Annotated in this window: 16 protein-coding genes; 5 read left to right on the top strand and 11 right to left on the bottom strand. The window is 53.7% G+C overall.

The window, feature by feature from the left end; translation table 11 throughout:
* Positions 1-4: 4 nt before the first annotated feature.
* Genes phnE through ACR0DE_RS04815 form a run of 4 tightly spaced genes read right to left on the bottom strand, consistent with a single transcriptional unit; the run spans position 5 to position 4,228 of the window.
* Positions 5-748 carry a phosphonate ABC transporter, permease protein PhnE gene (gene phnE, locus ACR0DE_RS04830; RefSeq protein WP_480752142.1) on the bottom strand — a complete coding sequence of 248 codons (744 nt, stop codon included), beginning with the start codon at positions 746-748 and terminating at the stop codon, positions 5-7.
* Entirely contained in the window at positions 748-1,518 is a 771-nt protein-coding gene (locus ACR0DE_RS04825) for a phosphonate ABC transporter ATP-binding protein (RefSeq protein ID WP_480752139.1), read from the bottom strand. The genes phnE and ACR0DE_RS04825 overlap by 1 nt, the downstream gene beginning before the upstream one ends.
* A complete protein-coding gene (locus ACR0DE_RS04820) occupies positions 1,515-2,375 on the bottom strand; it encodes a phosphate/phosphite/phosphonate ABC transporter substrate-binding protein (protein WP_480567559.1) in 861 nt (286 codons plus the stop codon). The genes ACR0DE_RS04825 and ACR0DE_RS04820 overlap by 4 nt, the downstream gene beginning before the upstream one ends.
* On the bottom strand, positions 2,375-4,228 hold the full coding sequence (locus ACR0DE_RS04815) for a cytochrome c peroxidase (RefSeq protein ID WP_480752136.1): 1,854 nt from the start codon (positions 4,226-4,228) through the stop codon (positions 2,375-2,377). Before ACR0DE_RS04815 ends, ACR0DE_RS04820 begins: the two co-directional genes overlap by 1 nt.
* Before the next feature lie 116 nt (positions 4,229-4,344).
* On the opposite strand from ACR0DE_RS04815, the gene mntR reads away from it, so the two are divergent.
* The gene (gene mntR / locus ACR0DE_RS04810; protein ID WP_480734789.1) at positions 4,345-4,797 is read left to right on the top strand and encodes a manganese-binding transcriptional regulator MntR; all 453 of its coding nucleotides are present in this window, start codon (positions 4,345-4,347) and stop codon (positions 4,795-4,797) included.
* 199 nt (positions 4,798-4,996) lie between these two features.
* Here the strand turns inward: mntR and ACR0DE_RS04805 are convergent, their stop codons facing one another.
* Both ACR0DE_RS04805 and ACR0DE_RS04800 read right to left on the bottom strand, forming a co-directional pair.
* A complete protein-coding gene (locus tag ACR0DE_RS04805) occupies positions 4,997-5,248 on the bottom strand; it encodes a GDCCVxC domain-containing (seleno)protein (protein ID WP_480752134.1) in 252 nt (83 codons plus the stop codon).
* A gap of 4 nt (positions 5,249-5,252) precedes the next feature.
* Entirely contained in the window at positions 5,253-5,576 is a 324-nt protein-coding gene (locus ACR0DE_RS04800; RefSeq protein WP_170776185.1) for a hypothetical protein, read from the bottom strand.
* Between the two features lie 99 nt (positions 5,577-5,675).
* On the opposite strand from ACR0DE_RS04800, the gene ACR0DE_RS04795 reads away from it, so the two are divergent.
* From ACR0DE_RS04795 to ACR0DE_RS04785, 3 genes are all read left to right on the top strand, one after another.
* Positions 5,676-6,074 (top strand): MerR family DNA-binding protein, encoded by a 399-nt coding sequence (locus ACR0DE_RS04795; RefSeq protein ID WP_480752130.1) that lies wholly within the window; start codon positions 5,676-5,678, stop codon positions 6,072-6,074.
* 103 nt (positions 6,075-6,177) lie between these two features.
* Positions 6,178-7,581 carry a sensor histidine kinase gene (locus tag ACR0DE_RS04790; protein ID WP_170392760.1) on the top strand — a complete coding sequence of 468 codons (1,404 nt, stop codon included), beginning with the start codon at positions 6,178-6,180 and terminating at the stop codon, positions 7,579-7,581.
* Entirely contained in the window at positions 7,578-8,225 is a 648-nt protein-coding gene (locus tag ACR0DE_RS04785) for a response regulator (RefSeq protein ID WP_480752128.1), read from the top strand. The genes ACR0DE_RS04790 and ACR0DE_RS04785 overlap by 4 nt, the downstream gene beginning before the upstream one ends.
* Positions 8,226-8,299: 74 nt before the next feature.
* On the opposite strand, the gene ACR0DE_RS04780 is transcribed toward ACR0DE_RS04785, so the two are convergent.
* The 4 genes from ACR0DE_RS04780 to ACR0DE_RS04765 form a co-directional block, all read right to left on the bottom strand.
* Positions 8,300-9,145, bottom strand: coding sequence for a hypothetical protein (locus tag ACR0DE_RS04780; RefSeq protein ID WP_480752125.1), 846 nt, complete (start codon positions 9,143-9,145; stop codon positions 8,300-8,302).
* A 159-nt stretch (positions 9,146-9,304) separates the two neighbouring features.
* A complete protein-coding gene (locus tag ACR0DE_RS04775) occupies positions 9,305-10,186 on the bottom strand; it encodes a cation diffusion facilitator family transporter (RefSeq protein ID WP_480752122.1) in 882 nt (293 codons plus the stop codon).
* Positions 10,187-10,344: 158 nt separating this feature from the next.
* The gene (locus ACR0DE_RS04770; RefSeq protein ID WP_480752120.1) at positions 10,345-11,253 is read right to left on the bottom strand and encodes a cytochrome c; all 909 of its coding nucleotides are present in this window, start codon (positions 11,251-11,253) and stop codon (positions 10,345-10,347) included.
* Positions 11,254-11,266: 13 nt separating this feature from the next.
* Positions 11,267-11,734, bottom strand: coding sequence for a c-type cytochrome (locus ACR0DE_RS04765; RefSeq protein ID WP_480752117.1), 468 nt, complete (start codon positions 11,732-11,734; stop codon positions 11,267-11,269).
* Positions 11,735-11,820: 86 nt separating this feature from the next.
* Between ACR0DE_RS04765 and ACR0DE_RS04760 the strand changes: the two genes are divergently transcribed.
* A complete protein-coding gene (locus tag ACR0DE_RS04760; RefSeq protein WP_480615669.1) occupies positions 11,821-12,669 on the top strand; it encodes a LysR family transcriptional regulator in 849 nt (282 codons plus the stop codon).
* Between the two features lie 737 nt (positions 12,670-13,406).
* Here the strand turns inward: ACR0DE_RS04760 and ACR0DE_RS04755 are convergent.
* Positions 13,407-14,417 (bottom strand): LacI family DNA-binding transcriptional regulator, encoded by a 1,011-nt coding sequence (locus ACR0DE_RS04755; protein WP_480615671.1) that lies wholly within the window; start codon positions 14,415-14,417, stop codon positions 13,407-13,409.
* Positions 14,418-14,504 lie beyond the last annotated feature (87 nt).

The raw sequence follows: 14,504 nt of genomic DNA, 5'->3' as shown, positions 1-14,504 counted from the left end.
AGCTTCAACTGAAGCGCTTTTGCAAGGCCGTATTCAGTGCCTCTGACAATAAAACCAAAACGATGATTGCCAACGTCACGGTCGCAGCCTTTTCATACTGAAACGACCGTACGTAGGTTTGTACATACAACCCGATGCCACCGGCACCGACAATGCCCAGTATCAGGCTTTCGCGCAGATTTAGCTCAAACCGAAATACGGTATCGCGCACGATCACAGGCGCCATCTGCGGCCAGATTGCCCAACGCAACTGTTGAATTCTGTTGGCCCCTGCGCTTTCAAGCGCCGCCACAGGAGCGGTGGCAACATTGTCGATGGCTTCTGCATAGAACTTTGCCAACATGCCGGTCGCGTGAAATGTGATTGCCAGAATACCGGGAAGTGGACCCAACCCTACAGCGCCCACCATTAGCATAGCGACCAGGATCAGCGGGATCGACCGGATAACCGCCAGCAGGGCGCGGACGGGGCGCCAGATTGCTGGTGGTACCATAGTTTCAGAGGCCAAAACGGCCAGTCCCGCCGACAGGATCACGGCGAACAATGTTCCCAGAATGGCGATCCTCAGTGTCTCCGCCAGCCCGGTCAGAACCTCGCGCCAAACGGACAGGTCAGGTGGGATCATACGCCCCAAAAACTCTGCCAGACGGGGCCCTGCGCCTGGCAGCTTGCCCAATCCCATATCCCCGCTGGTCAGCGACCACAGGATCGCCAGTACCAGCATGATCCAAATGACAGATCGGCACATCAACTGACTACACGCAGTCCCGATGTTACACTGGCGCCGTGATACAGCTCGTCGATGTCCCCGCTGGTCAACTGAGCCGACGGTTTGTCGAACAATACCACGCCGTCTCGCAGGCCTATGATGCTCTCAGCAAAGCGGCGTGACAGGTCGGGCTGATGCGAGCTGAAAATGACGCCGATTTCGCGACTACGTGCAGAGCTGGTGATCAAGCTCAGAATGCGTTCGGCGTGAGCAGGGTCCAAATTGCTGACGGGCTCATCCGCAAGGATCAACTCGGGTTCTTGTGCCAGACATCTGGCAATCGCAACGCGCTGCCGTTGTCCACCCGACAACTGATCGGCACGGCGGCTTGCCAGGTCTGACAGCCCCGTATCCTGAAGCGCTCGTGTCACGCACATGTGGTCCTCTTCCCGAAACCGACCCCAAAGTGAGGACCAGATAGTCATCCGGCCCATCCGACCGTTCATCACATTCTGATAAACACTCTGCCGATCAACCAATGCGAATTCCTGGAAGACAAAGCCAGTATTGGCACGGTCCTCGCGGGATGGAATTCCTGTTGCCAAAAGTGACTTGCCCAGCACCTGGGCCTCGCCCTGCCAACCGCTCGAACGACCATCCAACAACGCCAGCAACGTTGATTTGCCCGCACCCGAAGGACCGAGTAGCGCGACGCTTTCACCAGGCTGCACCGACAGCGAAACATCTGAAAGAGCTGCCGCACTGGCAAAGTGCTGCGATACCGCGTTGAGTGAAACTATAGGGTTCATTTCAGAAACCCATACCGCCGCGCAGTCTCGCGCACGCCTTCGTAAACCGACGGGTCAGCAGGAAGATAGCCGTCTGGGCCATAGAGGTAGGCCAACAGATGACGGTTCTCACTCTCGTTGAGGCGCAGCATGGTTTCAATGAACTTTGCCTGCAGCCCGGCGTCCAGATCAGGGCGGGCAATGATTGCGTGGCTGGGAATTTGTTCTGATTCCGCCAGCACCTTGACCTCGGCCTGCTGATCCGGGGTCAGATAGAGATCTGCATACTGGCTCGCGCCTGCCGCATCGACCAGTCCGTTGGCCATGGCCTGCATCGCTTGCTGATATCCGCCAGCAAAGAATTTCTGCCCGAAAAAGCTGTCGGCATCGCCCGTGCCCGAGAACAGCCCGGCGCGCACAAACAGATCAAGCGGATAGATGTAACCGGATTCCGAGACCGGATCGGAAAAGGCAATGTCACGTCCCCGGAGATCGGCCAACGTTTCGATTCCGCTGTCACGCCGAACGAAGACCCGGCCCGAATAGCTGGGTTGCCCGCGATATACCTCGGACAAAAGCGGTACGGCGCCGATCTGGTCTTCGGCCAACACAAAGGGCAACGCTCCCATGAACGAGATATCGGCATCACCGTTGCGCAGCGCCTCAACGGCAGCAGCGTGGTCGAACGTGACAAACCCCGTGACCGGGACGCCCATCTGCTCTGAAAGCCAGCCGGTGATGACGTTGATGTCACCCAATAGCTTTTCGGGGTTCTCCTGCGGGATGAAGGCCAGCTTCAGCCCCTGATCAGTTGCAGCCATTACGGGCAGGGCTGCAGATGCGGCTGCAGCGACCAGAAAATTGCGGCGCGACAACATCAGAACATCCTCTCGTCAATTTCGGCCTGCATGGACTTGAACAGTTCCCACTGGCGGATGGCTTCGGTCCAGTTTCCTTCGGCGCTGGCATCGCCAACCGCTCGCAGGATCGCGGCGAATTCGTAGATTTCGGGCTTGGCGTTCTGATTGACCATGACACTGGCATCCGCGGCCAGATCAGGAGCTACCGTGTCGATCAGAACCGCTATGTTTTCGGCATCCTGCATCGGCAGCAGGGTATCGAGCGTGCTGGCGAATGTCGTCAGCTCCTCCCAGGACAAGCGGAATACGCTGTTGCGACCTTCGAATACTTGATAGGGGTCTTCACCGTCTCCAACAGCTTCGACGTAGGCCGTCAGATCTGCGCGCTGTGCTTCGTCCAAACCCAAATTTTTGGTATCATTGAACCAGTCAACAACGCTGGCCAGCGTCGGCAGCGATCCGTCATGCATGTAAGGTGCAGTGAAATTGACGTTGCGCAGCGTCGGGGTTTCGAACGCAGAAGCCGTGCCGCCGGGGAATGGTGGTTCAGCGCTGCCGATGTCGTAGGTCAGACCATCGCGGAACTGACGGTCAGGCCTGTGACACGAAGCGCAGGATTTGTCACCAAGTCCGGCAAACTTTGAGTTGAACAGCACCTCCCCGCGCTTGGCGGCGTCTGACGCCAGATCGGTCAGCTTGCCGGACCGATCGATCTTAGGGTTGGGAAGAAAGTCGAACTGTTTGACATAGGCTTCCAGCGCATCCAGTTGAAACGGCGTTGGCTCCTTTCCCGCGAATTCGGTCACAATCACATTTCGGATGAACCGGCGCAGGCTGGGTTCGCGCCCGTCGCGGCCATAAGGTGCGGTAAAGCGGATGCCACGCATGGAAGGCGTGTCCAAGTGATCATCGGTCCGGTCATTGAACATTGGATTGAAGAACGATCCGTCCACATCCATCCCACCCGGATGGGATGAAAGGCCCGGAATGAAGAAATCCCGGTTCACGTCGGAGCGGTTGTGGCAGGTCGAGCAGGCGATGCCTAGCTCGCGCGCCGGGCCGCCGAAGATTTCAGGGCTATCGAACAGCATATCGCCATAGGCCACCAGCGGTAGATTGGCTTCATCCTCACCCGCCTCTTCAAACTGAAGAACCAGCCGCGGCAGCTGCGCCTGATCTCCGATGTTCGACCCTGGCGGCAGCGTGGCGGGCATTGTGATTTGTTCGCCGGAAAGCACAACTGTTTCAGGCAGCGGTGTTAACTTGTCGCGTTGGGCATACTCGGATGGCAGATAGTTGGCACGAATATAGGCAGCGACAATGGCCTGAGCCTCCGCAAATTGGTCGACATCCACCGTTTGTGCACCATTGCCCAGTACTCCTGCGCTGCCAAGGGTGGAGTTCAGAACCAGCCATGCCCGGCCCAGATCGCGAGCCGCCGACGCATCCGCAGCCTTGATACCATCTTCGAATGCGCGGAACAGAGCTGCCGCTTGTGCAACCTCGCGGGCCGCCTCAGGCTGACCCAGCGCGGTCTTTGCGACATCCAGATGGCGCAGAATTCCCTCAGCAATGGCAATTGTGCTTGCTTCGAACAGCGCCTGGAGATCTTCGGCTTCCATAGCTTGGTTGATCGCAAGCGCCTCTTTGTCGGAAACGCGTGACAATGGAGCGACCTGAATGTCACTGCCAGGTGCGGGCGAGGTCCAACTCCTCTCAATTTCATCCCAGGGAACCGGGGTTAGATTTCCCATGAACAAGGTCAGTCGATACGCGGCAGCGCGCGGAGCCCAAGGAGATTCTTCAATCGCCGTGGCATCCGCGATCACTGGCAATGCACAAAGAAGTGTGGACGCTATCAGATAATTCATAGCACTGTCTATTAAAGTTAGCCTTGTCTAATTTATTGATGAAGGCATGCTCATTGTCAAGTTCGGCTTTCAGGTGCATACACTAGTGACTGGATTAACGACCTAATCGTGAGCCGATGACTGAAACGACACCGCAAGATTCAGATCGTAGTATTGATACCCAGGCGAGCGGGTTTGAGGCTGTGCGACAGGCGCACCAAAGCGAAATGGTTGAGGACTACGTTGAACTTATTGCGGAGTTGATCCATCAGAATGGCACGGCGCGCCCGGTCGAAATAGCCGAGCGGTTGGGCGTAACCCAACCTACGGTTTCGAAGAATTTGGCCCGTTTGAAACGAGAAGGTTTCATAGAACAAATTCCCTACCGCTCACTTCAACTGACCGATGCCGGGCGTCAATTGGCGGAAGCTTGTAGAAGGCGTCACCGGATTGTCGTGGAGTTCCTGATCGCCTTGGGCGTTTCACCGGAAGTCGCAGAGCATGACGCTGAAGGCATTGAGCATCATGTAAGCGAAGAGACCCTTGCAGTTTTTAAAGGGTTCGTTGGGCGGACTGAGGAAACAAAGTAGAAACTAAAAACCTAAGTTGTGCTGGCGAATTCTGACACTCTTAGTTTTAGAAAGACTAAGACCTCTTAAACCTTTGTTGAGCCGTTACACTAGCCCCGCAAGAACACTTGTCGCATCTGAAAAGTGAAAAATGAGCTGATTTAGTGATTGAATCTTTTCCCAAGCAGCCAAGGTAAAAATCGGTCTAGCTCATTTATTTTCATTGGGGGTCGAAACCTTTAGCCGCAGTGGCCTTACTACAGCAGCTATCCCCCAACTGAATTGGCGGACATGGTACAGTTGCGTAGGAACAAAAAACACAGCAATCGCCTTCCAATGGTTTCAAGACTGCCTTGCATGATTTGCATTCACAAAACCACTGGCACGAGTCGGTTGGCATTCTTTCGGTTTCAATGTGCCCACACCGAGGGCAGGTCAAAGTGCTATCCAGCACCACAGTTTGATTTGTCATTGTCTCACATCTGCATGATTAGATAGTCGTTGATTTGAGCCTCATTGAACACGATGACCCATGCCAACGCGGTAGTCGCCGTGCTTCCGACAAGCCACCATTTCAGATTTGCCAACGCCCCGTTTAGATGCGCTAAGAACCACGAAACCGCGGCCAGCGCTGTTGAGACGGCGAGAACACAGTAGCTTGCCGCCGCTATTTTTCCGAATACTGCCAACCAACTGCCGCCCAAGCCTAACAACATCATGGCCATTGGAAGAACACAGCATGTTGCGACGCCCAGAGCTGAAACCGATCCCAAGTAGCTGAGGTTCACGTATTTCTTCATCTTTTGCTCCCGAGATGCTCGATTTGATTGTGTTGAAGCACCGGTATTCAGAGCGTATAATTCCTGTAGTAACTACAGGATCAAGTGGAGGCACTTCACATGATTGCGATAGGTGAGGCTTCCCGGCAATCCGGGGTTGGCATAGAAACCATCCGCTACTACGAACGCGAAGGTATCGTACCAAGACTTGTGCGAGCTCTGAACAATCGTCGCCTCTTTTCAGCAAGCGATGTGGGAAGACTTCGATTTTTGAAGAGGTGCCGCGACCTGGGATTTCCTCTCCCAGACGCAAAGGCGCTTTTAGAGCTGTCAGAAGGAAGTGCCGAAGACTGCTGGTCAGTGAAAGAATTGGCCGAGGCGCATATTGCCAGCGTTCGAAGCAAGATTGATGAGCTCAGACGTCTGGAGCGTGCCTTGAGTGAGCTTACCGCCAATTGTGATAGTGGTAACGTTCACTGCCCGATGCTGCAAAGTCTGCGAACGATGGATGATATCTGACTCTGGACACAGGGCGGAAGCTCAGAGTCTGAGATTTGGCCAGATCAGGTCAGACCAAGGTCTGTGGTGCGGTAACAGATTGTAGTTCATAGTCGATTTCACGATGAGAGCGAAAGTAACTGACCTGACGATTGGCAATTGGTCGTTGTCGCGAGTCTTTCTTGCGGCCAGTATCTTCGTGATGGGTACTGCTACCGCAATCGTTGGGGTCTGGGTGTCTAATCGAATTCAGAACGCAGTCGTGCAAAACTCCGCCAACTCCGCAGCGCTGTATATGGAAAGCGTGGTATCCCCGCTCAGCCAGGAATTGGCACATGGCGACCGCCTTTCTGAGCAGGCGAGCCTGGCGCTGGATGAGATATTCATGACCCAGCCAATGCGTGACCGCATCGTTTCCTACAAATTCTGGAAGCAAGGCGGTGTGATTGCGCATGCCTCGGATACAGACATCATAGGAAACCGTTTCAATCCAACGGATGATTTAAGGCGAGCGTGGAACGGTGATATCTCCGGCTCTTTCGAAGAACTTGATCATGCCGAGAGCGCCGCCGAGGCGGCATTGGGGATACCACTGCTGGAAGTTTACAGCCCAATTCGCGAACTCTGGTCCGGCGAAATCATCGCAGTTGCGGAGTTCTACGAAAGAGCTGACCAGCTTGAGTTAGACTTAGCCAAGGCCAGGCGAACAAGTTGGTTGGTCGTCGGCTCCGCATTTCTGGCAAGTACTATTGTTCTGTATTCCATCGTCGCAATTGGCGACAAAACAATTCGACGACAGGGGTCTCTTCTTAAACAGCGGTTGAAAGAAAGTGAGAAGATGGCTGAGCAGAATGCGCTGCTGCGGTCGCGTGTGGTCGAGGCGTCAGAAAGATATACCACGCAAACAGATCGTTTCCTCAAGAATCTTGGTGCTGAGCTACATGATGGCCCTGCGCAATACCTGTCGCTCGCCGCCCTTAGACTGGAGGCGGCGTTTTCCAAAGAGTCGGAAAGGCCTAAAGAGGCAGTGGAAATTCAGCAGTCTTTGCAAAAATCGCTGGCTGAAATTCGTGCAATTTCGCGAGGGCTGTCCGCGCCAGATATCGATAGCCTGTCACTCGTCGATGTTGTGAAGAGAGCCGTAGAGGATCACGCCGAACACAGCCCGTTGCGACCGGATATTTCATTCCTGGGTAGCCAGGCTCCGGAGTTGTCATTGTCCGACAAACTGTGCGTTTTTCGGTTCCTCCAGGAAACGCTTTCCAATGCGGCGAGATATGCTCCAGCTTCCAAGTGCACTGTTATCGCTGAGGCGCAGAACGACCGCATAGTTGTAAAGGTCACAGACGACGGACCAGGATTTGACAGGTCAGAAGAAACCGCGTTGCGAGATGATGGTGGCCAAGGGCTTATGGGCTTGCGAGATCGGGTCGAGAGTATTGGTGGCAGGTTCGACGTCGCATCGAGACCGGGCGAAGGCACCACCATAGCTATGACACTATTTCCCAGAAAGTTAGGCACATCATGACTACATCTGTCGTAATAGCCGATGATCACCCGATATTCAGGGATGGTTTGCAGCGCACGTTGGATGAAGCCGATGGCTTCGAAGTTTTAGCCGCTGGGTCCAGTGCTGAAGAGGCAGTATCGCTGGTCGGCACGCATCAGCCGGACATAGCTATTCTTGACCTCTCGATGCCCGGTGGCGGGATAAGCGCGACACGTAAAATCGCGGCGATGGCAAATCCACCTGTCATTGCAATCTTGACAGTCTCAGAGAACAGCGCCGATGTCGCGGACGCCTTGGAGGCGGGTGCGATTGGGTACATTGTGAAGGGAGTAACCGCAAGCGAACTAACCGCTTCTTTACGCAGCATCGCCGCAGGTGAAGGGTTCGTTTCTCCTGGCTTGGCCTCGCGGGTACTTCTTCAAATCAACGCTGACACCGGCATGTCTGTTAACAGCAGCATTCTAGATGACCTTACACATCGTGAGGAAGAAATACTGAGACGTGTGGCCAAAGGACTGAGTAATCGTGAAATCGCTGACGAGTTAGACCTCCAGGAAAAGACCGTGAAGCACTACATGACCGCGGTCCTGTCCAAGCTTCATGCGCGAAATCGGGTAGAGGCCGCGCTCATTGCACATGATGTTTGGAACAAGGGAGAATAGCTGCGGTCTCTTTGACGACTATGGCGACCTCTCACTAAGAGAAGCCGCCAACGATTATCGACTGAAGTTGCTGTTCAGTTAGCAACCGACTGTAACCTGCGGCGATCAGAGGCCGTTGCGTTTCTTTCGACAACAGTCCGGTTGTACGGGTCTTTCAACTCGTAACGCCCAAACTCAATCTCCTCTTTCCAACCATTGGCATAATTCACTTCGATATTGTTGCCTTGGCGTTCGATTTTCGTGGGTCGACTTCCAGCAGTGCCGCCTTGCCCAGATGAGCGTACATTTTCGATTGAGATACCATTCGCCAAGGACCGAAGCCTTGAAACGTCAGCGCCGGTCGCGGCCCGCTCCTCAACAGTTCGGTTCTGAGCATTCTTTCTCTCATACCGCCCGTTTTCGATCTCTTCCTTGGTTCCGTCCGAGTAACGCACCTCAATGCCGTTGGCGTTCGTTTCGACCTTTGTTATCCCAGCCGAACCCGACGATTTGCCCCCTGAATTAGACTTATCCTTCTTTCCGCTGCCCTTATTGGAGCGTTTGGAGTCATCATCGTCATTATCGTCATCATCATCGTCGTCGCGAGCACTTTTTCCTGATCCCGAATTGTCGTCCCGGTCATCATCTCTGTCGTCGTCTCGATCATCGTCTCTATCGTCATCACGATCATCATCTCGGTCGCCACCACGGCCGCTATTACCCGACCCCGAATTATCATCCCGATCGTCGTCGCGATCATCATCCCTGTCATCGTCACGATCATCCCCGTCTTTCCCTTTGCCGCTTTTGGCAAAGGCATATGACGGTTCAAAAAGTAGGCGACCATCCTTATCAAAGGTTGGCACATAAGGCGTCGCGGCAATCAACGAAGCCAACGCCGCGGTACTTAGAAGTTGACCCAGCTTTCTTTGAATTTTCATTTTCGCCTCCAATTTTGATCGACACGCTTCGTGACATTGGAGACAGGCTACTACCGGTCCGACTTTCCCACATCGGGCTTATGTCTGACGAATTTCAAGCCGAACGTCTTAATCAGATCAGTCAAACCAATAGATTTTTTGCAGAACCAAATGAGCAGTTCAGTGGGGATTAACCCCGTCGCCTTTCAACTCGTCATCAGGTTCGAGGTGAATGACAAAGACGGAACCCGGGTACAGACACTCTAGTTCTTCCTCTATGTCGTTACATATATCGTGCGCTGCGCTGACTGGCATTGTGCCGTCCACAACAAGGTGAAACTCCACGAAGATAACATTCGCGGATCTGCGCCCTTTGAGGTCATGATACTCTAAGGCTGCGCCGAGGTTTGCTTCGATTGCATTAGAAACAGTCTGCAAGTCATGTTCCGACAGGCTCACATCCATCAGGCCATCGACGGATGCCCGAATAACTTTCCAGCCCTCCCACAAGATGTTCAGCGCAACAAGAATTGCCAGGATCGGGTCAAGGATCAACCAGCCGGTGACAAGCGCTAGTATCAGTCCTGCGACGACACCAACAGAAGTCATAACATCCGTAAAAATGTGGCGGGAGCTCGCTTCCAAGGCGGGCGATCCCTCGCGCCTACCTGTCCTAAGCAAGTGGTAGGCCCATGCACCGTTCACACCCGTTGCAACGATATTGACGGCAATTCCAAGCAGCGGCGCATCCTCAAGATGCGGGTTCGGGAGCGCCAGTACAGCTTCTCTGATGATCAAGAACGCCGCCAACACAATCAGCGCGCCCTCAACCACGGCTGAAAGATACTCAGCTTTTTTATGACCAAAGGGGTGGTTTTGGTCAGGGGGCTTATTGGCAACCCGAACTGCGAAATACGCCAACAAAGCCGCGACAACATTCACGGTTGATTCCATTGCGTCTGACAACAAAGCCACCGAGCCTGTCAGCCACCAAGCCAACAGTTTCAGGGCCAGTACCGCAATGGATATCGGGATAGACCAAAGAGCGATTTTTTGTGTCATTTGACCGCGACCCTCAGTCAATCATGAACAGAAACTCGGGTGATTGGTGAGCTCCGATGTTCAAAACGTAAAACAGGTGTTTGGCGAAAAGGGAATAGGTCTTACGGCATCCTAACGGCGACAGCATCTGGTCGCCAGTGCGTGGTGCCAAACGACTGTTATTCGTATGAAAGCCCGGTCGACGAAACAGGAACAGCCTTGAGGTAGGCGGCAATCGCCAAACGGTCCTCATCCGTCAGGCGTGAGGTGTTCTCGATGACGTCCACCATCTCACCACCCGCACTGTCATAGTCTGGTGTAAAGCCAGATTTTAGGTATTCGGCAATGTCTGCCTCTGACCAATCAAGCTGGTCTGAGGTTAAGCCGGGGATACTACCTTTCCCGTTTGGATTTGGTGCACCCGTCAGCCAAAGGTCTCGTTTCAGGCCCCCTAAACCATTTCGCGGGGTATGGCATTCAGCGCAATGACCCAGCGCCTCGACCAAATACCTGCCATGTTTTTGTTGGTCGGTCAGATCACCTTCAACCACCCAGCCTGATGACATGAACAAGAGCTTCCATCCCCCCAATCCGCGCCGAACGCTGAAAGGAAAACCTACGTCATGCGCAACACTTTCCGTTGCGGCCGCTGGCAGCGTGCCGAGGAATGCGTGTAGCGAAACCACGTCTTCGGCCGACATGTTGGCGTAAGAGGTATAGGGAAACGCTGGGAAATAGTGCTGCCCTTCGGGTCCGGTTCCATGGATCAAGGCATTGGCCAGATCCAGGGCAGACCAGGATCCGATACCAGCTTCCGGGTCACTGGAAATGTTGGGGGCAATGAACGTGCCGAATTCCGTCTCAAACCGGCGACCACCAGCGAGCGCTAGCTTGTCTTCACCGATCGCATCCGGCGCTGAATGACAGGATGCGCATCCTGCCGCGTGGAACACGATTTCACCTCTGGCAAGATCTGGGTTCAAACCGTCGAGTCGTGATTGTTCCATTCGTTGAGGTCGGGTCAGGACCAAACCGGCCAACCCGACCAAAACAATGACGATTGCGACAAAGAAAAGAAAGCGCCGCACCGTTAGTGCCCAATCAGTTCTTTGGAGCTCTGTATGCTTTGTGACATGCCGAACAGCTTCCGCCCAGATCGCCCATCGCTGCTTTCAGGGCATCAACATCTTGACCTGCCGCAGCCTGCATCGCAACAGCGGCGTCTGCCATGGCCTGCCCTTTTGCACCCACGTCAGGGAAGTTCTCCCAGATCGCAGGCAATGCACGGGTGGTCGGATCGGACACATTGTCAGATCCCTGGGGCCACATCGCGGATTGATCGATTTGTGTCAGTACAACAAGATTATTCGCGGCCCGAGTTGCGGCCTCGGCATCATAATCGACCTCTCCCTTAGCCATTCCGCCAAGTGAACCAAGATTGAAGGCATAGAGTTGCATGATTGAGGTACGAGCTTTCACAGCCGGGTTTTCACTTTCTTGGGCGATGGCTGTGCCAATGGCGGCCAATGACAAAAGACCTGCCGCGAATACTGAGAACTTCTTCTTCATGATGTGTCTCCCTGTTTAATGCTCCGAATGTTAACTTGAACGATTTTTCTTGTAATTGTTTGTTATTGGTCGTCACTTGTTAATTTATGAACAACGAAAACTGGGATGATATTCGGTACGCGCTCGCCGTAAGCAAATACGGCTCACTCAATGCAGCGGCAGCGGCACTGGGCGTCACGCATGCGACCGTGTTGCGAAGGGTGGCCGCATTCGAAGAGCGCAATAGCTGTGTGATTTTCCAGAAAAACCCTTCGGGATACTCCGCCCTGCCCGAGGCCAGAGCAGTTCTGTCGGCTATGGAAAGCGTCGAAGATGCGGTGCTATCGGTCGAACGTGCGCTTGTAGGAGCAAACCGGTCTCCGGTAGGTCACGTACGTATCGCGTCAACTGACAGCCTTTGCCAGCTTGTTTTGCCCCAAATACTTAAAGAGATATCCCAGTTGTACCCTGGCTTGGAGCTTACTTTATTGAGCGGCAACAGCCATCATGATTTATCGAGATTAACTGCGGACATCGCCGTAAGACCCTCCATAAAACTTGAAGAAGGGCTTGTTGGGGAACGCGCAGGTACGCTGTCATTTGGAGTTTTCGACGACGGCGGCACCAATCGAAAATGGTTGCGGCTTGATGGGGCATTGAGTCGTTCTCTTCCAGCAAAATGGCTTGCCGATCATGTCAGTGCGGATGAAATGACCAACGGAGCAGATAGCTTCTTAGTGCTTCAGCAGATGGCTGCATCTGGGGTGGGCAGAGCGTTTCTGCCTTTGTTCATCGGGAACGCGGACCCTCGGCTTCAGCTATCGAGCGAGATGGATCCTGGAATTGATGTTCCACTGTGGGTCGCGACACTTGATGAAATAGCACACACTCCGAGGTTTGCCATTGTACAACGAGCTTTGGTTGATCGCATAGCCAACAAAACACTCTGCCGCTGAGAACAACGGGAAGTCGCGCCCTCGCTCAGGCGGACTGTACGCTTTCAGGCCTTCAAGGGTTTCGTCCGGTGGCAGGAAGCGCGCGATCATTACGGTTACGAACGTCGCAAAAGGCGCGGCTGACCTCTAAGGCAACTCCATTGGATAAAACCGTGTCCTCAGCTTGCGTCTGCGGGCTGCAGCACTATTGCCGAATAGCATTACCTCGTCCCCAAGACAGCTTCGCTGCCTGACCTACAAATCAGCCCTGATTTTCCGAAAGGGAAGTCAGATCAAACCAAACAGTCCGTCGGAGCATGAACTGGGGGCGGTGGGTTAGTTTATGAAGCAAATGTCAAATTCAACTAATTTCTAACATTGGGGGCGTCTTCTGATGACGAACGTCCACCGCTTTTCTGGTCCAACCATGACGGTTAGATCGGGTTCGTTTGACTTTAAACAACAGGAGTGTGGTGAGACACACAGCTTCGCCATTTGATAGATATTAGCTTACTGATTTTATATGTTATTTTTCCTCAGAGGAGCGCAGACATAAACATTCGCAAGTCAAGGCATTTCCGGTTAGTCAGCGCCCTTCTTAGAATTTCTCAGGTATTCGCTGCGCCTCGACTAATGAGCAAACGCGCTTCTCGCTGACATCCACCGTGGTTTGCGCCGACTGGCGATCAGAGCCCGCACTTGGCCTTCGGCATCATCCATAGCGTTGTTCGTTTCGCAAATCGTGATGTCCAGGTCGTCTAAATTCGTTTTGTAGAGCTCCGAACAACGAGTCGTGTGGCGAGCTCTTCGGATTTAGGTGCCTGATCAGAAGCGATCCAATCGGCTAGCGCGTCTGCTGCTCGTTCACCCATCTTAGAAACAGGTAGATGCACGCTTGTCAGAGGCGGAACGGTCACGGACGAAATTGGAAGGTCGTCAACGCCCATCATAGAAATCTGGTCCGGGACCCTGATGTTTTGCGCTTGAAGACCAAGCAAAACCCCAAGCGCAACGACGTCAGATAGGCATAAAATTGCATCTGGCTTGGTGTTTAGACCGCCGAGGTGTTTTGCAACGTTTACTCCGCCCTGATGGCTGATCTCGGTTTCGAAGGTTGAAAGATTTCCAGCGAAGGGAAAGGTTGTAATGCCTGCAAGGCGAGCTCGTGTGCGATCATTGTCGTGAACCGGGCCATGTACGACAGCAATGTCCCGATGTCCGAGATCTGCAAGGTGCTGCAATGCAAGTTGCGCCGCGGCTGCGTTATCATACCCGATGGTCGGCAACGGGTTTTCGGGGTCAAAGAAAGACGTAATGATTGTTGGCAACATAGTGCGCTCGATCAGATCGAGCAGCGCGGCATTGTGTGTGGCTCCGGTGATAATCAGCCCCTCAGCTCCGATATCCAGCAGGCTTTTGGCTTTCTTGGCTTCGATATCCAGATTTGCCTCGGTGGTTGCTACGATCAGTGACAATTGGTGGTCCGACAGCTTGCGCTCTAGCGCCGCAAGAAAGCGGGCAAAGATCGCGTTGTCCAGAGTTGGGACCAATGCGCCGACAAATCTAGTGCGCCCGGAGTTGATCGCGCGTGCGGCCGCACTTGGGACAAATTTGAGGTCAGCGATGGTGGCTTGAACTTTTTCCAGAGTATCTTTCTTAACCACACTCGGTTCATTCAACACGCGCGACACCGTCGCGACAGACACCCCCGCAGCCTTTGCTACATCTCTGAGATTTGCGCGTTTTTTAGGCTCTGGGGCTTTTTGCATCGTAGGATTTGGTGTCCATTTCGCGGATTTCTGAGTAAAGAGTTGACATATGTAACTAGTTTCATCAACCTCTGTAACTAGTTACAT

The organism is Ruegeria sp. C10 (genome assembly GCF_056537805.1).
Note: the sequence above shows the minus strand (reverse complement) of the source record. Positions and strands in the feature narration are given on the sequence as shown.